This is a genomic window from Dehalococcoidia bacterium, from assembly GCA_035574915.1.
Taxonomy (GTDB): domain Bacteria; phylum Chloroflexota; class Dehalococcoidia; order DSTF01; family WHTK01; genus DATLYJ01.
In genome coordinates this window covers 26,055-42,929 of the sequence record DATLYJ010000063.1, presented here as the reverse complement: position 1 = coordinate 42,929, position 16,875 = coordinate 26,055, and the positions used below count along the sequence as shown (strand labels likewise).

General features: G+C 67.2%; 21 protein-coding genes. 9 read left to right on the top strand and 12 right to left on the bottom strand.

All coding sequences use genetic code 11. The features are described 5' to 3' along the window. Window positions 1-19: 19 nt before the first annotated feature. From VNN10_06105 to VNN10_06095, 3 genes are all read left to right on the top strand, one after another. A complete protein-coding gene (locus VNN10_06105) occupies window positions 20-139 on the top strand; it encodes a membrane dipeptidase (protein HXH21583.1) in 120 nt (39 codons plus the stop codon). A gap of 149 nt (window positions 140-288) precedes the next feature. Beyond that, a complete protein-coding gene (locus VNN10_06100) occupies window positions 289-810 on the top strand; it encodes an acyltransferase (GenBank protein HXH21582.1) in 522 nt (173 codons plus the stop codon). A 14-nt stretch (window positions 811-824) separates the two neighbouring features. Next, window positions 825-1,883 (top strand): glycosyltransferase family 4 protein, encoded by a 1,059-nt coding sequence (locus tag VNN10_06095; protein ID HXH21581.1) that lies wholly within the window; start codon window positions 825-827, stop codon window positions 1,881-1,883. Here VNN10_06095 and VNN10_06090 read toward each other — a convergent pair. After that, entirely contained in the window at window positions 1,829-2,536 is a 708-nt protein-coding gene (locus VNN10_06090; GenBank protein HXH21580.1) for a Stf0 family sulfotransferase, read from the bottom strand. The two genes, VNN10_06095 and VNN10_06090, sit on opposite strands and share 55 nt — an antisense overlap. A gap of 166 nt (window positions 2,537-2,702) precedes the next feature. On the opposite strand from VNN10_06090, the gene VNN10_06085 reads away from it, so the two are divergent. Together VNN10_06085 and VNN10_06080 are read left to right on the top strand one after the other, a co-directional pair. Continuing rightward, window positions 2,703-3,983 carry an LLM class flavin-dependent oxidoreductase gene (locus VNN10_06085; protein HXH21579.1) on the top strand — a complete coding sequence of 427 codons (1,281 nt, stop codon included), beginning with the start codon at window positions 2,703-2,705 and terminating at the stop codon, window positions 3,981-3,983. Window positions 3,984-4,096: 113 nt separating this feature from the next. After that, the gene (locus tag VNN10_06080) at window positions 4,097-4,885 is read left to right on the top strand and encodes an alpha/beta hydrolase (GenBank protein ID HXH21578.1); all 789 of its coding nucleotides are present in this window, start codon (window positions 4,097-4,099) and stop codon (window positions 4,883-4,885) included. Window positions 4,886-5,013: 128 nt separating this feature from the next. Here the strand turns inward: VNN10_06080 and VNN10_06075 are convergent, their stop codons facing one another. Continuing rightward, the gene (locus VNN10_06075) at window positions 5,014-5,514 is read right to left on the bottom strand and encodes a YajQ family cyclic di-GMP-binding protein (GenBank protein HXH21577.1); all 501 of its coding nucleotides are present in this window, start codon (window positions 5,512-5,514) and stop codon (window positions 5,014-5,016) included. Window positions 5,515-5,784: 270 nt separating this feature from the next. Between VNN10_06075 and VNN10_06070 the strand changes: the two genes are divergently transcribed. After that, window positions 5,785-7,089, top strand: a complete 1,305-nt coding sequence (locus tag VNN10_06070; protein HXH21576.1) for a sigma-70 family RNA polymerase sigma factor — start codon at window positions 5,785-5,787, stop codon at window positions 7,087-7,089. A 104-nt stretch (window positions 7,090-7,193) separates the two neighbouring features. Further along, window positions 7,194-8,000, top strand: coding sequence for an oxygenase MpaB family protein (locus VNN10_06065; protein ID HXH21575.1), 807 nt, complete (start codon window positions 7,194-7,196; stop codon window positions 7,998-8,000). Window positions 8,001-8,041: 41 nt separating this feature from the next. On the opposite strand, the gene VNN10_06060 is transcribed toward VNN10_06065, so the two are convergent. From VNN10_06060 to guaA, 10 genes are all read right to left on the bottom strand, one after another. Then, window positions 8,042-8,245, bottom strand: coding sequence for a hypothetical protein (locus tag VNN10_06060; GenBank protein HXH21574.1), 204 nt, complete (start codon window positions 8,243-8,245; stop codon window positions 8,042-8,044). 7 nt (window positions 8,246-8,252) lie between these two features. Continuing rightward, window positions 8,253-8,516, bottom strand: coding sequence for a phosphoribosylformylglycinamidine synthase subunit PurS (purS, locus tag VNN10_06055; protein HXH21573.1), 264 nt, complete (start codon window positions 8,514-8,516; stop codon window positions 8,253-8,255). 125 nt (window positions 8,517-8,641) lie between these two features. Continuing rightward, window positions 8,642-9,535 carry a phosphoribosylaminoimidazolesuccinocarboxamide synthase gene (locus VNN10_06050; GenBank protein HXH21572.1) on the bottom strand — a complete coding sequence of 298 codons (894 nt, stop codon included), beginning with the start codon at window positions 9,533-9,535 and terminating at the stop codon, window positions 8,642-8,644. Then, the gene (locus VNN10_06045; protein HXH21571.1) at window positions 9,532-10,254 is read right to left on the bottom strand and encodes a hypothetical protein; all 723 of its coding nucleotides are present in this window, start codon (window positions 10,252-10,254) and stop codon (window positions 9,532-9,534) included. Before VNN10_06045 ends, VNN10_06050 begins: the two co-directional genes overlap by 4 nt. 13 nt (window positions 10,255-10,267) lie before the next feature. Next, window positions 10,268-11,575 (bottom strand): adenylosuccinate lyase, encoded by a 1,308-nt coding sequence (gene purB, locus VNN10_06040; GenBank protein HXH21570.1) that lies wholly within the window; start codon window positions 11,573-11,575, stop codon window positions 10,268-10,270. A 107-nt stretch (window positions 11,576-11,682) separates the two neighbouring features. Then, window positions 11,683-12,003, bottom strand: coding sequence for a cupin domain-containing protein (locus VNN10_06035; GenBank protein ID HXH21569.1), 321 nt, complete (start codon window positions 12,001-12,003; stop codon window positions 11,683-11,685). After that, window positions 11,990-13,303 carry a phosphoribosylamine--glycine ligase gene (purD, locus tag VNN10_06030; protein ID HXH21568.1) on the bottom strand — a complete coding sequence of 438 codons (1,314 nt, stop codon included), beginning with the start codon at window positions 13,301-13,303 and terminating at the stop codon, window positions 11,990-11,992. The genes VNN10_06035 and purD overlap by 14 nt, the downstream gene beginning before the upstream one ends. Beyond that, window positions 13,300-13,704 (bottom strand): type II toxin-antitoxin system VapC family toxin, encoded by a 405-nt coding sequence (locus VNN10_06025; GenBank protein HXH21567.1) that lies wholly within the window; start codon window positions 13,702-13,704, stop codon window positions 13,300-13,302. Before VNN10_06025 ends, purD begins: the two co-directional genes overlap by 4 nt. 11 nt (window positions 13,705-13,715) lie before the next feature. Continuing rightward, window positions 13,716-13,994 (bottom strand): helix-turn-helix domain-containing protein, encoded by a 279-nt coding sequence (locus tag VNN10_06020; GenBank protein ID HXH21566.1) that lies wholly within the window; start codon window positions 13,992-13,994, stop codon window positions 13,716-13,718. A 55-nt stretch (window positions 13,995-14,049) separates the two neighbouring features. Next, on the bottom strand, window positions 14,050-15,639 hold the full coding sequence (guaA, locus tag VNN10_06015) for a glutamine-hydrolyzing GMP synthase (GenBank protein ID HXH21565.1): 1,590 nt from the start codon (window positions 15,637-15,639) through the stop codon (window positions 14,050-14,052). Window positions 15,640-15,774: 135 nt separating this feature from the next. Between guaA and VNN10_06010 the strand changes: the two genes are divergently transcribed. Together VNN10_06010 and rpiB are read left to right on the top strand one after the other, a co-directional pair. Further along, complete coding sequence (locus tag VNN10_06010) at window positions 15,775-16,401, top strand: L-threonylcarbamoyladenylate synthase (GenBank protein ID HXH21564.1); 627 nt, start codon at window positions 15,775-15,777, stop codon at window positions 16,399-16,401. After that, a complete protein-coding gene (gene rpiB / locus VNN10_06005) occupies window positions 16,398-16,829 on the top strand; it encodes a ribose 5-phosphate isomerase B (GenBank protein HXH21563.1) in 432 nt (143 codons plus the stop codon). The genes VNN10_06010 and rpiB overlap by 4 nt, the downstream gene beginning before the upstream one ends. Window positions 16,830-16,875: the final 46 nt, after the last annotated feature.

Here is a 16,875-nt window from a genome sequence, read left to right as displayed (position 1 = left end):
CCCCGCCTGCGTAAAGGACGTGACGGGGCTGCCGCTGGTGTTGCGGGCGCTGAAGGCGCGCGGCTACTCGGACGACCGCATCGAGCGCATCTGCAACGGGAACTGGCTGCGGGTGATGCGGGAGGTGTGGGGGGAGTAGGGCGAGAACAAACGCCAGTGGTGTCGCCTGCGAGAGCAGTTGGGGATCTTTGCCCTGCTTCGTGAGGCTCCTGGCAAAGTAAGATGTTTCGTGGCCGAAGGCGGCTGAGCCGTTGAGCTGCCAGGTCCGGTGGCGAGCAGGGGTGCATTTTGGCGGACACGGGTCACATCGTCCGTTCGGGGGAACAGGACCTCTGGGGGCAGAACTCCGTAATCTTCCCGAATGTCCGGATAGGGGAGGGCACGCGGATCGGCAACTTCGTACTGATCCGGAGCGAGACGGTCATTGGCGCCAACTGCACCATTGGCTCCTACGTGGACATCGAAGGCGACGTGAGGATCGGGGACAACGTATCCCTGCAGAGCGGCTGCTACATAACGCGCGGCACTGTAATCGAAGATGAGGTCTTCTGCGGTCCGCGGGTCACGACAATGAATGACCGGCGCATGAGCTATCGCCGACCAGGGGTCGAGTTCGTGCGGGAGGCGCCAGTGATCCGGCGCGGGGCGCGGATAGGCGGGGGCGCTTTCCTGCTACCCGGTGTCACGGTGGGCGCCAACGCTTTCGTTTGCGCAGGATCCGTCGTAAGCAAGGACGTGCCCGAACGTGCGGTCGTTGCCGGTAACCCGGCCCGGGTCATCGGCCATGTACCCGAATCCGAGGTGGTGTAGGTCCAGAGGACGCATTGCGGATCCTGATCACCAACATCCAGCTCAACCACCGCACGGGCACGGAGATATTCGTCCGAGACCTGGCTGCCGAATTGAAGTCGCGCGGACACGAACCACTAATTTACACACCTGCCCCGGGAGTGATCAGCGATGAGGTCCAGGCCCTGGGCATACCTGTCTTTACTAGGCTAGCTGACGTAGATGCCGCGCCGGATGTCATCCACGGACACCACTGCGTGCAGACACTCGCTGCCGTGCGGCGCTTTCCGAGGACTCCAGCGATATTCGTGAGCCATTCGCACGATGCTGACCAAGACAAGGCGCCCAGGCACCCGGCAATTCGCCGCTACTTCGGCGTGAGCCAGGTGTGCATCGACCGCCTTGTGAGAGATGGCCTACCTGAGGGGCGCGTGGAGTTTCTGGCGAACTTCGTAGACACCCGGCGGTTCCTGCCCCGGCCGCCGCTCCCGCCTCGACCGCGACGGGCCCTGGTCTTCAGCAACTATGCAAGGAGCGATACTCACCTCCCCGCGGTTGTCGAGGCATGCCGGCGGGCCCGGGTAGAGCTCGATGTGGTCGGACTGTGGAATGGCAACCCCGTAGACGCCCCCGAGAGGCTTCTCGGGCAATATGACCTCGTTTTCGCAAAGGCGAAGAGCGCGATCGAGGCCATGGCTGTCGGTACGGCTGTCGTGCTCTGCGACTACGCGGGCGTCGGGCCGGCGGTCAATACCTCGAACTTTTGGGCCCTCCGCCGGATGAATTTCGGGTTCCAGGCGTTGAGTGGGCCTCTCACCCCCGAAGCTGTGCTCGCCTCCATGGACGCCCACGACCCCGAGGAGGCCGCTCAAGTCCGAGACATCATCCGCTCCGTGGCCACCGTGGAAGCCGCTGTGGACTTTCTTCTTGGCGTGTACGAGGAGGTCCTCCATCAGGGACCCCCCGGGCAGAAGATGCGCCTAGGAGAGACCGTGTCCCTCTACCTGTGGGAGATCCGGCAGCGGCTGGGCCTGAACAGTCAGCGCCTGCGTAGCAGTCTCCGCCAGAGAGTTGAGCCGGAGCGCCGTCTCTGATCGGCAAAAAAGCGGCGCCGCCACTCCTCGGTGGCCTCGTCGCGCTGGACCTCGAGGTCGATGAGTGTTGGGCGCACGATCGCAGACTCATTCACCCCGACCAGCTTCGCAATCTTATCGACCACCGACTGCGGAGCCACCAACATGTCTTCGTAGTACACCTCCAGTGGGCGTATGGGGTGTCGTCCGAAGTAGGCGGCCCAGTCAGCGTACTCCTGGTCAAGGCTCCGCAGCCTCTCCGCGATGGCGTCGAAGCTGTAGGCGGCCTGACCCCGCTGCGGCTGCGTTGAGCGATATCGAAGCGTCTGGAGCGCCTTGGCCCAGGAGATAGCCTGACCCAGGACATCCCTGCGCCTGAGAAACACGAAGGAAACGTTAGGCAGGTCGCGGAGCAGGTCGACCGTCGGCTCGATCTGGCGTCGCTGCTGTGCGAACAATTTGAGGCCGTAGACGCCGTTGGCGGTCGCGCCCTGTGTGAACACGCGATCCAATTGCTGCCGCGGGTCATCGGGGAACGAAGGGTCGTCGAGCTCCCGGCGGGCGGGGCCGTTGAAGTACTCAAGGGGCCTACCGAGGACGCCAGTGCTCGTGAGCAACTGGCAGAGCCAGTTGCTCCCCGAACGCGGCGCCGTGCAGATTGCGTATCCTCGCACCCAACCTCCGCGCTCGACTTCGAGGCCAGAATAGCGGCTGGGCCAGGCGAGGGGAAACGCTTACAGGTCCTCGGTGTCAGCGGGCCACGTGCACCGTCTTGAGAAAACCTTCCACCTCGCGTAAAGTGCGGGCACCAGACGGGAATCGTTTCGGGAGGTTGCGACGGTGAAGTTCCACTGGTTTCATCTCATGCCGTACCCGGCACTGCCCCAGGACTTCTCCCAGAAGTACCCGAGCGTATGGGTGACGCCGCCCGCGCACCTGTACGAGGGCAAGGTGATGCACAAGGCCTATCACGAGTACCTCGACGAGCTCGAATTCGCGGAGAAGATGGGCTTCGACGGCATCTGCGTGAACGAGCACCACCAGAACGCCTACGGCACGATGCCCTCGCCGAACATCATGGCGGCAACGCTGACGCGACGGACGTCGCGAGCGGCCCTGGTCGTCCTTGGGAACTCCATCGCCCTCTACAACCCGCCGATCCGCGTCGCGGAGGAGTTCGCGATGCTCGACGTGCTCAGCGGCGGCCGGCTGGTCGCCGGCTTCCCGGTGGGGACGTCGATGGACACGAACTACTGCTACGGGATGACGCCGGCGACGCTGCGCGACCGCTACTACGAGGCGCATGACCTGATCATGAGGGCCTGGACGGAAGAGGAGATCTTCGCGTTCAACGGCAAGTACACGCAGCTCCGGTACGTGAACATCTGGCCGCGCCCGATCCAGAAGCCGCACCCGCCTGTCTGGATCCCCGGCGGCGGCTCGATCGAGACCTGGGTGTGGTCGGCGCAGAACGACTACGTGTACTGCTACCTGAGCTACGGCGGCTACCGCCGCGCCCAGGCGGCGGTGCAGGGCTACTGGAACGCGGTCGACAGCCTGGGCAAGGACCGCAACCCCTACCGCACCGGCTTCCTGCAGCTTGTCGCGGTCGCGGAGACGGACGAGCAGGCGGAGAAGGACTACGCCGCGCACGCGCACTACTTCTACGACAAGTGCCTGCACATCGGCGGCGGGTTCCAGGCCCCCGGCTACCGGACGCAGGCGACGCTCGAGCGCGGCTTCCTCGACCAGTTCCGCGACCGGCTGGTGGCGCAGGTGACGCCGCAGCAGCGGGCGAGCAACGTCACGGCCCCGGACCTGGCGCTGGAGATGGAGAACACGTGGAAGGAGCGCCTCGAGACCGGAAGCATCATCGCTGGCAGCCCGGCGACAGTGCGCGAGCGCCTCGAGGAGTGCATCGAGAGCCTCAACGTCGGCCACCTGATGGTGCTGATGCAGTGGGGCGACATGCCGAAGGAGAAGGTGCAGAAGAGCACGGAGCTGTTCGCCAGGGAGGTGATGCCCTACCTGAAGGGCAAGTTCTCCAACTGGGAAGACAAATGGTATCCGACGGGCATCCCCCAGGAGGAGCGCGCGAGGCCAGCGCCGGTGGGGAGCTAACAGGGGACATCCGGATTTTCAAAGTCCGAGGACAGGCGTGCACTCCCGGCATTCGGCTGGCCCGCCTGGTGCTCGACGTGAGGGTGTCCGGCAGGCCGGTCGTGAGGTGAGTGATGGCTGAAGAACGAATTGTCTCCGTCCTGGACGGGAAGTTCCAGATCCACACCTTCGTGCAGGGGTCAGGGCCGCCGCTGGTCTACTTCCACGGCTACGACGGGATGCTGTCGTGGCCCACATGGCTCGACTTCCTCACGGCGCGCTTTCAGGTGTTCGCCCCGCAGTTGCCGGGAGTCGGCCGCTCGACCGGCCTCGAGCACGTCGAGGACTTCCACGACCTGGCGTTCCTGCAGCTCGACTACATAGAGGCGCTGGGGCTGGAGCGGCCGGCGCTGATGGGGCTCGACCTTGGCGGCTGCCTGGCGGCGGAGGTCGCGGCGCACGACTCGCACGCCGTGTCGAAGCTGGTGTTGATCGCGCCGACCGGGCTCTGGCTCGATGACCAGCCGTCGCCGGACTTCTTTGCGGGCGGCGCTTCGACTATCCAGCGCCTCACGTGGCACGACGTCGAGGCCGCGCGCGAGAAGGGGCTAGTGCCGGCGCTGCCGACGGACGAGGACGAGCAGCGGCGAGCGATGCTTGAGCGCCAGAAGGCGCTGACGACGTCCGGCAAGTTCCTGTGGCCCATCCCCGACAAGGGCTTGAAGAAGCGCATCCACCGCATCAAGACGCCGACGCTGCTGGTCTGGGGCACGTCCGACGGCCTGGTGCCACTGGCCTACGCGCACGCCTTCAACGAGATGATCGCGGGGTCGAGGCTGGCGATCCTCGAGGAGGCGGGCCACTTGCCGATGCTGGAGCAGCCGGAGGAGTTCCAGCGGGCGGTGCTGGGATTCTTGAGCTAACGGCGTCCCGCCTAGGTCGCGTCCCATTGAGTGCCCGAGAGCACCCTCGGGTCAGGCGGTTTCCCTGGCTATGGGCCCTGCCCTCATGCAGGCCTGCGTGTGCGGCCCGGTCGCCCCTTCGTGGGGGCTCAGCGGTAGTTCCCGAACTTGAGCTCGATGCCCCAGTCTCCGGCCTTGACTTCGCGGATGACGGCCTGCAGGTCGTCGCGGCTCGGGGCGGAGACGCGGACTTCGTCGCCCTGGACCTGGGCCTGGACCTTCTTGAAGCCGCGGTCCTTGATGAACTTGACGATCTTGCGCGCGGTCTCCGGGTCGATCGCCTGGGCGATCTTGATCTCCTGGCGGACGGTGTTGCCGCCGGCCTTCTCGATGTTGCCGCGCTTCAGGTTCTGGAGAGGGACGTGCCGCGCGCGTAAACGCTGCGCCAGCGCCTCCCACATGGCGTTGATCTGGAACTCGGACTCGGTGCGCAGCGTCAGCCTCGGCGCATGGTGGTCGTACTCGATCTCGGCGAGGACCTTCTTGAAGTCGTAGCGGTTCTGGAGCTCGCGGCGCGCCTGGTTGACGGCGTTGTCGACCTCCTGCAGGTCGACACCGGTGCTGATGTCGAAGGACTCGGTTTTCGGCATGTACCTATCGTATCGCGGGTCGCGAGTTCAATCCTGCGACTACAACCGGCGACTGCAAGCTCCGACCATAACCTGGGACTACGGCCGCGCGACTACGGCCTGGGGCTATGAGGCGTGCGGTGGCAGGGCGGGCGATCGAGTGGTGCCGGGGGATGGCGAAGGAGGGCAGGGTCCGTTGGCTGAAATGCATACTTACGGCTCATGGGGATTTGTCGGCGTCGGAGTTAGACTGGTACTGGACACGGCATACCGGCCCAGGAGCCTGACGATATGAGTGAGACGACCTTGCGAGACGAGCCAGAGCTAATTGAGGACGAAGAACCGGAAGAGCTTACGCCGGAGCTGGAGAAAGAGCTGCCGGGGTCGGTGCAATTGTACCTGCGCGAGATCGGCGCGGTGCCCTTGCTTACGGCCGCGGACGAGGTGCGTCTGGCCAAGGAGATCGAGCACGGGCGCCTGCTGGCCCGCTGGCAGCGCGAGCTGGTCGCCCGCGGCGAGAAGCTGACTTATGAGAACCTGGCCCGCTACATGCTGGAGCGCGTCCGCCACTGCGCGGACAGGCTGCGGCCGATCCTGGAGATCGAGAGCGACAAGCCCTCCGACGTCCTGTTTTCGCGCCGCCTCCAGAACGCGATCCAGGCCCAGATCGACGAGGACCTCGCGGAGGCGCTGGCCGACGTCATAGGCACGTCCGGCAAGCAGGTGTTGGAGGACCTCTGGGAGCTGAGCGTCGCCGTGCGGCTTCTGACGCCCGAGGAGGTGGACGCCGACCCCAATGATGAAGGCGCGGTCCGCTCCCTGGCGGAGAGGCTGCGCCTGGCCGAGAAGCGAGCGGGCGAGGCGAAGGACCACCTCATGCAGGCGAACCTGCGCCTCGTGGTCTCGATTGCGAAGCGCTACCAGGACCGCGGGCTGCCGTTCCTGGACCTGATCCAGGAGGGCAACACCGGCCTCATCCGCGCCGTCGAAAAGTTCGACTGGCGCCGTGGCTTCAAGTTCAGCACCTACGCGACCTGGTGGATCCGCCAGGCAGTCACGCGCGCCCTTGCCGAGCAGTCTCGCACCGTGCGCCTGCCGGTGCACGTGGTCGAGACGGCGACCAAGTACCGGCGCGCCCTGGACCAGCTGCTGAGCGAGCTGGGCCGTGAGCCGACAACGGCCGAGATCGCCGAGCGGATGGGCACGGACACGGCCTCGGTCGAGCAGCTTCAGGAGGCGCTGGCGCGCCAGCCGATCTCGCTCGAGCGGCCGCTGGGCGACGAGGGCGAGGGCACGCTGGGAGACCTGATCGAGATCGTCGCCGCTTCGCCGGCCGAGGAGGCGGAGTCGATGCTCCTGAAGGACGACCTGGAGACGGCGCTGCAGGTGCTGCCACAGCGGGACCGCGAGATCCTCATCATGCGCTATGGCCTGCACGACGGGCGCACGCGCACGCTGGAAGAGGTCGGCAGGGCGTTCGGGATAACGCGGGAGCGCGCGCGGCAAATCGAGTCGCAGGCACTGCACCGGCTACGCGGTTCGCCCGAGATCAGGTCGCTGCTGGACTACATCAAGAGCAACGGCTCGGCGGCCTAGCGCTGCAGGCGGGCCTCTGGGAGAGGATCGGCGGCAGGCGGGCGGCACGGAAGGCCCTTGGTGCGTGTGTCCCCGGCCCCGGGCGCGGGCGTAGGATGGCTGCGATGGGGCTTTCGAGCGAGGTGATTGAGGCTCCGAGCCCGTCGCGGCCGTTCTTTCCCGATGGCGCGGCCATCCGGCGGGTTCACCGCGAGGGAGTGGTGCTGCTGGGCGGCGGCAGGGCGCTGCTGATGCAGGTGGCGCACCCCGCCGTGGCGAAGGGCGTGGCCGAGCACAGCGGCTTCCGGCAGGGCAAGCGGGCGCGCCTCATGCGCACCCTGCGCCCGACGCTCGCGATCGTATTCGGCACGGAGACCCAGGCGCACGAGGCGGCGAGGTCGATCAACCGCGTGCACGCGGGCGTGGCCGGCGTCGGCTATCGCGCGGACGACCCTGAGCTGCTGTTCTGGGTGTTGGCCACGCTAATCGACACCGCCATGTACATGCACTCGCGCTTCCTGCGCCCCCTGGCAGAGGCCGAGGCGGAGGCGTACTACGAGGACATGCTGGCCGCCGGCGGGCTGCTTGGCGTGCGGCGGGATCTCTCGCCTCCAGACCTGCGGGGGTTCAGGGAGTACATGGCGCTGGCGTCGTCGCGGCTGGAGGTGACACCGGAGGCGCGGGAGATCGCGCGCGACCTCTTCTCGGGCCGAGGCCTGTCGGGGCTCGGGGGGTGGGCGCTGCGGCAAATGACCGTCGCGCTGCTGGAGCCGGAGCTGCGGGACGCTTACGGTTTCGCCTGGTCGGCGGGCCAGGAAAGGGCATCCCGCGCGCTGGTGAGGCTCGCGGGCGTAGTGCTTAGGCATGCGCCGCGGGCCGCGCGGGGCGTGCCCTGGTTCCTTCTGCCTCCGAGGCAAGTTCAGCCGGGATAGTCTCCCGGGAGCACGGCGCACTGAGGCTGCCGGTCAGGCGCTCAGGCGGTGCGCCGCGGTGAAGGCAGGGCGCCGGACTCGGCGCGGCGGCGCTCGGCCGCGCACCAGGGACAGCCGTCCTGGGGATAGAGGGCGGCGTAGGGGCAGGGCGCGTCCAGGCTCGGGCGGTGCGGCCGCCAGCGCGAGCCGAGGGGGCCATCGCGGGCCTCGAGCGCGCGCACCAGGTCCGGGTCCTTTAGGTCCATCTGTCTCTCAGGCCGGCACGACCTCTTCGACGTCGAACCGGTAGCTCTCGATTATGGGGTTCGCGAGCAGACGGTCACACATCGAGTCGACGCGGGCGCGGGCAGCCTCGGTGCTCTCGGCTTGCAGGCGGACCTCGATGTACTTGCCAGCGCGCACGCTCTCGACCTCGGAGAAGCCCAGGGCGCGCAGGCCATCGGCAATGGTCAGGCCCTGGGGGTCGTTGACGGTCGGCTTGAGGGAGACGTAGACGCGGGCGAGGAAGTTGCTCATGCAGTGCGGCCCCCTGGTAGTGCGCTCCGGGTGACTGGCCGCCGGTTCGGGGGGAAGGCGTAGACTCCTCGCCTTCGGCCACTCCTGCTTCCACGCCGGACAGACTCGCGTGACGGCATTGCCACTCAGTAACGGCGAAGGTCCTCGCCGGTGAGGCGGCGATAGGCTTCGCGGTAGCGTTCGGCAGTCTTCTCGACGATGTCGGGCGGCAGGGCGGGCGGCGGAGGCTCGCGATTCCAGCCAGAGTTGGTGAGCCAGTCCCGCACGAACTGCTTGTCGAAGCTGTGTTGCGGCCGGCCGGGCTCGTACTCGCTCGCGGGCCAGAAGCGGCTCGAGTCTGGCGTGAGCATTTCGTCGATCACGATGGGCTCGCCGTCCAGGAGGCCGAACTCGAATTTGGTGTCGGCGATGATGATGCCGCGCTCGCGGGCGTACATGGCCGCGTACTTGTACAGGGCGAGGCTGCGGAGGCGGACGGCGGTGGCGTTCTCCGGCCCGATCTCCTGGATGAGGTCGGAGAAGCTGATGCTCTCGTCGTGGCCGACCTCTGCCTTCGTCGTTGGCGTGAACAGGGGCTCGGGCAGTGCTTCGCTCTCCTTCAGACCGGGCGGCATCCGGATGCCGAAGACACGGCCCGTCTCCTTGTAGTCGGCCCAGGCGGAGCCGGCGAGATAGCCTCGCACGACGCACTCGACATCGAGGCGCTGGGCCTTCTTGACGATCATCGAGCGGCCGCGGAGGTCGGGCGGCAGCTCGAAGGGCAAGCCGTCCGCGGCTGTGCCGTCGGCGACCCGGATGAAGTGATTGGGGACGACATCGCGCGTGCGCTCGAACCAGAACGCGGAGAGCTGAGTGAGGACGGCACCCTTGTCAGGTATGCCATTGGGCAGCACGACATCGAAGGCGCTTATGCGGTCGGTGGCGACCATGAGGAGGCGGCCGTCGCCGAGGTCATAGGTGTCGCGGACCTTGCCTCGGTGCAGGAGATTAGGCAGGTGGGTCTCGGTAAGGACAGTCATGCGGGGAGGGCCTCCTCGGCCTTGCGCAGCTTGAGGTCAAAGTACATCAGGGTGAGCGCGATGGAGAAGTAGGGCGCGGTGAAGGCGCCGATGATCGCTGACACGAGGGCATAGAGCACGTAGCTCGCCGACACGATCAGGCTGAGGATGGTCATGTTCACGACCACGATCAGCAGGCCGACCACGGCGACGCGCCCGAAGGTGACCCACCACCTGCCCGCCGTCAGCGCCGCACTCGAGCGCAGGGCGTTGACGGCGTCGGAGCCCTCGAGGATCACGTGCTGGGGAGCAAAGACCCAGCGGATGAAGAAGAACACGGCAACCGGGAGGCCAATGACTGTTACCGCCAGGGGAAAGCAGACTGCCGCCATCCTTGCGGAGCTGCCGATCAGGGGCCTGGCGCGGCGGAGGGAGCGGGCGAAGGCGGCCGTCTCGTGCTCGTCGCGGCCGGCGTCGAGCGCCTCGACGTAGGCGATGACGGCGCCTTCGACGAGCACCGCCGGGACAAGGGACACGAGGAAGAAGCCGAGCAGCGCGACCTGTTCGAGGATGGGGTCCGAGATGGCGAGGGAGATAGCGGAGCCAGCAAGGGCGAAGGGGATGGTGGCCGAGCCAATGGCGGCAAAGCCGCGCCAGTCTCGAGCGTAGTAGGCGAAGGCGTCGCGCAGGATAGGGCCAAGGTCCCGGCGCTGTCTCAGGGTCAGGGTTGCCTGGCGCATCGATGACCCGGGGCTACTTAGCTGGCGCAAGGAGTCCCATGCGGGCGAAGCTCTTGTCGACTTCCCGCACGAAGTAAGAGTAGTCGAAGAGGGCGTCCAGTTCGTCGGGAGAGAGCCGGGAAGAGACCTCCGGCTCGGCAGAGATGGTCTCGCGGAAGGGACGGCGTTCGGCGAGGGCGATGTGGCCGGCGCGCTGCACGACCGGATACGCTTCCTGGCGGGACATCCCCTTCTCCACCAGGGCCAGGAGCACGCGTTGTGAGAAGACGACGCCGCAGGTGATGTCCAGGTTCCGGCGCATCCGCTCCGGATAGACGGCCATGCCGCGCACGATCTCGGTGAAGAGCGCGAGGGCGTAGTCGAGCGCCAGGCAGGAGTCGGGGATGACGATGCGCTCGGCGGAGGACTGGCTGATGTCGCGCTCGTGCCAGAGGGCCACGTTTTCCAGCGCCGCTATGGAGTTGCCGCGGAGCACGCGCGCAAGGCCGCAGACGCGCTCGCACTTCTCCGGGTTGCGCTTGTGCGGCATCGAGCTCGAGCCCTGCTGGCCGCGCGAGAAGGGCTCCTCGACCTCGCCTACCTCGCTGCGCTGGAGGTGGCGTATTTCGGTGGCGAATCGCTCCAGGGAGGCGCCGATGAGGGCGAGGGTCTGGATGAAGTGGGCGTGCCGGTCTCGAGAGACCACCTGCGTGCTTACGGCGTCGACCCCGAGGCCGAGGCGGCGGCAGACCATCTCCTCCAGTTCGGGCGGGACAGTGGCGTGGCTGCCGACGGGCCCGCTGAGCTTGCCGACGGCAATGGAAGACTTGGCGTCGGCTAGGCGCACCTTCTGGCGGCGGACTTCGTCGAGCCAGTTGAGGAGCTTGAGGCCGAAGGTGATGGGCTCGGCGTGCATGCCGTGGGTGCGGCCCATCATCAAAGTGTCCTTGTGCTCGATGGCGCGGTCGGCGATGGCGCTCTCGAGCTGGCGCAGGTCCTCTTCGAGCAGCTCCGCGGCCTCGACCATGCGCAGCGCCAGGGCAGGGTCCTCGACGTCGTACGAGGTGAGGCCGAGGTGCACCCAGCGCCCTTCCTCGCCGAGGCTGTCCGAGAGCGAGCGCAGGAAGGCGGTCATGTCGTGATGGAGTTCGACTTCGTAGCGCTCGATGTCGGCGACGTTGACCCTGGCCTTACGCGCGATGAGCTCCGCGTCGGCGCGGGGGACGACGCCGAGGTCCGCCCAGGCCTGGACGGCGGCGACCTCTACGCGGAGCCAGGAGTCGAACTTGTGCTCGTCCGACCAGATCCGCGCCATCTCGGGACGGGAGTATCGGGGGATCACGAGGTTAGCATTTTAGCATTTCAGCTTTTCAGCACTTCAGCGTTTCAGGACAGGCAGGCGGAGACTGGCGGTATAACCAGGCCTGGAAGTAGTGGGCTGCTGAGGTCCTAGAGATACTCATCGCGGACGGGGGAGAAGATGTCGATGCAGATGGCATCTTCGAGGGCGTCGACGCCGTGCTCCTCGCCGCCCGGGACGCAGTAGCTGTCCCCTGCGGCCAGCTCGCGCGAGCCGTCGCCGATGCGGAAGAGGACGCGGCCGCTGACGACGTAGCCGATCTGCTCATGGGGATGGGTGTGGACTGGGACGGACGAGCCCTTCGCGAGCGTGATCTCCACCAGCGTGGTGCGGTCGCCGCTGTTCAGGGTGCGGCGGACGACCCCGGGGAACATCTCGACTGCTTGCGCCTCGGCATTAGCTCGAAACATGCGCGCCCGCCCTCTCCACCAGCCCGATGTCCCGCCGGTAATGCATGCCCTCGAAGCGGACCCGCTCGACGTTGGCGTATGCCTTACGCCGGGCCTCCTCCAGGTCCGCGCCCAGGGCGACGACGTTCAGCACGCGGCCGCCGTTCGTCACGATGGCATCGTTAGACCGCCTGGTGCCGGCGTGGAACACGAGGACGTCCGGGTCGACATCCTCGATGCCGGAGATGGGGAGGCCGGTCTCGTAGGGGCCTGGATAGCCCCCTGAGGCCAGTACGACGCAGACCGACGCTTCCTGCCGCCAGCGCACCTCGACCTGCGCCAGTGTGCCATTGGCGCAGGCCCAGGCGACCTCGAGGAGGTCGCCTTCGAGACGGGGGAGGAGCGCCTGGGCCTCGGGGTCGCCGAACCGGGCATTGAACTCGATCACGCGTACGCCATCGGCTGTGACCATGATGCCGGGGTAGATGACACCGCGGTAGGGCCTGCCCTCCGCGGCCATGCCGGCGACGGCGGCCTCGGTGACGGTGCGCTGGATCTGCGCCTCGAGATCGGCGCTGACCCAGGGCGGCGGGCTGTAGACGCCCATGCCGCCGGTGTTAGGCCCGACGCCGCCATCGAACACGGTCTTGTGGTCGCAGGACAGCGGCATGTGGAGGACCGTCTTACCGTCCGTGAAGGCGTGGGCAGAGGTCTCGGGGCCGAAGAGGCGCTCCATCACGACCACGGTGCGGCCGGCGTCGCCGACGGCGCGGCCTTCCATGAGGTCATCGAGCGCCCGCAACGCCTCGTCGGTAGTCGACGTAACGATGGCTCCCTTGCCGGCGGCCAGGCCGCTGGCCTTGACCACGACCTGCGCCCGCTGCTCGCGGACGAAGGCCCGGGCCTGCTGGAGGTCGGAAAAGGTGGCGGTCCAGGGGTGGGGGATGCCGTGGCGGGCCATGAAGCCGGCGGCCCAGGCCTTACTGGCCTCGATCTCGGCCGCGGCCTTTGTCGGCCCGAAGGCGGCGATGCCCGCAGCCAGGAGGCGGTCGACGAGGCCCCAGGAGAGGGGGTCGTCCGGCGCGACGAACACGAGGTCCGCTCGCAGCTCTCGGGCGAGCCTCGTCGCGGCTTCGAGGTATGGTTCGACGGCTTCGGGGGGCGAGCCGGTCCTGGGTATCGGCAGGTCGACGTTGTGTCCGAGGGCGGCCGTGCCGGCGTTCCCGGGGGCGATGTGCAGGTCCGTGAGCTTCGGGGACTGACGGAGCTTCCAGGCGATGGCGTGCTCGCGGCCGCCACCGCCGATGAGGAGTACGTTCATCTAAGCAGCCTCGCCGGTATCCCCATCTCTACTGCGCCCTGGTACATGCCGCCATCAATCGTCACTATCTCGGTGCCGGAAAGGGCGGCGACGGCAAGATAGTGCTCGTCGTAGGCCCTGGATTTGTTCCGGCGGGCGGAGAACGTCATGGCTAGCCTGTGCTGTTCCACTTCGAGGACTGTAGTTATCGGCAGAGACAGGGCGACCTCGAGCGCGGTCGCAGCTTCCTCGTCAGTGAGTATCCTGCCGTGGACCTTTCTCCGGAGGACAGAAGTGCACTCGGCGAGCAGGAGGCCGGGAGCAAAGAGCCGGTCAGAGTCGGCGAGGGCCTCTAAGAAGGCAGCCACGGCCCGAGTGTGGGCCTCGCGCAGGACGTAGGCAAGTACGGTGCTAGCGTCGATGGAATACTCGATCAGCGGGCCTCTCTGTCGGCGTGAAGATCGGCAACTACGTCAAACAGGATGCCGGTCCTCTTGAATATTGCCTCCCGACTCTGGCGAGCCCGCTCCTGCACCTCCAGTGGAATGAGGGGACGATGCTTCGCCGCGCTGGTGGCATTCCCCAGGTCTTTTTCATCGACGAACCACTGGTTGCCGATGCGCTGGCCCTTGAGCTTGCCCTCCCGCAGGTAGCGGCGGACCTGCTCCGTCGACCTGTTGAGACGCTTTGCGGCTTCGTGGACGGTAAGCATACCTTCAGTAGAGATCACGAGGCGATCCTACGTGATGTTGTAGCATGCTACAACGTCACTCCCACTCGATTGTGCCGGGCGGCTTCGAGGTGATGTCGTAGACGACACGGTTTACGTCCGGGACCTCATTCACGATGCGGTTCGAGATGCGGGCGAGGAGGTCGTAGGGGAGGCGGGCCCAGTCCGCGGTCATGGCGTCGTCCGCGGTGACGGCGCGGAGGGCGATGACGTTGCCGTAGGTGCGGTAGTCCCCCTGGACGCCGACGCTGCGGGTGCCGGTAAGGACGGCAAATGCTTGCCAGAGGTCGTCGTAGAGGCCGGCGGCGCGGACCTCCTCCATCACGATCGCGTCGGCTGCCTGGAGGGTGGCGACCTTTTCCGGCGTGACCTCGCCGATGATCCTGATCGCAAGCCCTGGCCCCGGGAAAGGATGACGGTTGACGATTTCTTCGGGCAGGCCGAGCTCCAGGCCGGCTTTGCGGACTTCGTCCTTGAAGAGGTAGCGCAGCGGCTCGACGAGCTGCAGCACCATGTCCTCCGGCAGCCCGCCGACGTTGTGGTGGGTCTTGATCACGCGGGCGGCTGAGCCCTTCGATGCCGTCTGCCCGCTCTCGATGACGTCCGGGTATGTTGTGCCCTGGACCATGAAGTCGATGTGGCCGAATTCGGCGGCGGTCTCCTCAAAGACGCGGACGAAGGTCTCGCCGATGCGCTTGCGCTTGGTCTCCGGGTCGGTGACGCCGCGGAGCTGCTCGAAGAAGCGGCGGCTTTCGTCCAGGAAGATGAGCTTCATGCCCATATGGCGCTCGAAGGTCTCGCGCACCTGCTCGGGCTCGCCGCGGCGCATGACACCGTTGTTCACGAAGACGCAGGTGAGCTGGTCTCCGATGGCGGCGTAAGTGATCGCGGCGGCCACGGCAGAGTCGACGCCGCCGGAGAGGGCGCAGATCGCCTTGCCATCGCCGACCTGGCGCCGGACTTGCTCGACGGCGGCGGCGACGATGGACTTCGCGGTCCAACCGCCCTCGCAATGGGCAACGTCGAAGAGGAAGTTGCGGAGCATTTCGGTCCCCTGGGGCGTGTGCACTACCTCCGGGTGGAACTGGATGCCGATGCGTCCGCGGCCGTCGCCGATGGCGGCGTAAGGCGAGTTTGCGGAGCTGGCGAGCTGGCGGAAGCCGGGCGGAAGCTGGCTGACGTGATCGCCGTGGCTCATCCACACCGGCAAGGAAGTCGGCAGTGACCGGAAGAGCGCGGCTGGCTCGTGCACTTCTATGGTGGCGGGGCCGTACTCCCGGCGCTGGCCCGGTGTCACCTTGCCGCCGAGCTGGTGAGCGAGCAGCTGCATGCCGTAACAGATGCCAAGGACCGGCAGGCCGGACTCGAAAACGTAAGCGGGCGCCTGGGGCGCGCCCGGCTCGTACACGCTGGCGGGGCCGCCGGAGAGGATGAAGGCGCGCGGGTTCAGGCGCGCTACCTCCTCGTAGGGGGCATCGTGGGGGAGCAGTTCGCAGTACACGCCACACTCGCGGACGCGGCGGGCGATGAGGAGGCTGTACTGGGAGCCGAAGTCGAGGATGACGACGGACTCGCGCGGCCGGGGATGGGCGTCTGCCTCCCGGGCGCCGCCCTCGGCCTGCGCCAGGTAGGCGGCAACCTCCTGGTCGCCGGAGGTGCTGGGGTGGGACGCCGATCCAGTCAAATGCTTAGGTGGATTCGCGGTTCAGGGATGGGTAGAGGCTAGCACCGTGATATACTCGCGTCAAGCTCCCGACGGCTCATGAGCAACGTAATCGAAGCCGAATCCGGTGTCGCTCTCGCGGTCGAAAAGCTGAAGGAAGGCGGCGTTGTCGCCTTCCCCACGGATACATTGTACGCGCTGGCCGCGGACGCCACGAACCCGGCGGCCGTCGAGCGGGTGTTCGACGTGAAGGGCCGCGAGGGCGGCAAGCCGCTGCCGCTCTTCGTGTCCGGCCTGGAAATGGCAGCCCGCTACGGCCAACTGACGCCTGAGGCCGAGGCGCTGGCGCGGCGCTACTGGCCGGGGGCGCTGACCCTCGTGGTGAAGCGGCGCCCGGACTTCGAGTCGGCGGCGCTCGCGGGCGGCGATACGGTAGCGCTGCGGGCGCCTGACCATCCGGTCGCGCTGGCGGTGGTCAAGGGCCTCGGGAAGCCGGTCACGGGGACGAGCGCGAACCTCAGCGGCGGCCCGGAGCCGGTCACGGCGAGGGACGTCCTGGAGGCGCTGGGTGAGGCGGTCGACCTCGTGCTCGACGGCGGCGCCTGCCCGAAGGGTCGTCCTTCGACGATCGTCGACTGCACGGTGTCGCCGCCCGTGGTGCTGCGCGAGGGAGCCATCCCTCCGCCCGAGATCGCCGCGGCAACAGGGGCGCCGGCCTCCCGATGAGGGTAGCGATCGGGTCCGACCACGCCGGGGTGGCTTATAAGGCCGTCTTCGTGGACCTCTTGCGGGAGATGGGGCACGAGGTGACGGACTTCGGCACCAACAGCGAGGAAGCGGTCGACTACCCGGACTACATACGGCCCGTCGCCGAGGCGGTCGCGCGGGGAGAATTCGACCGGGGCATAGTGCTCGGCGGCTCCGGAAACGGGGAGCAGATCGTGGCCAATAAGGTGAGGGGCATCCGCTGCGCGCTGTGCTGGGACGCGACTACGGCCCGCCTGGCACGGCAGCATAACGATGCGAACATGCTCTCCCTCGGCCAACGAGTCGTGGGCCTGGAGACGGCGAAGGAGGTCGTGCGGGTGTTCATGACGACGGCTTTCGAGGGCGGACGGCATACGGCGCGCATCGGAAAGATCGAGCCGCAATGACCGGCGGCCGGGCAGCGGGGGCGCGTGCAGCAGGCCGGCGCGGCGT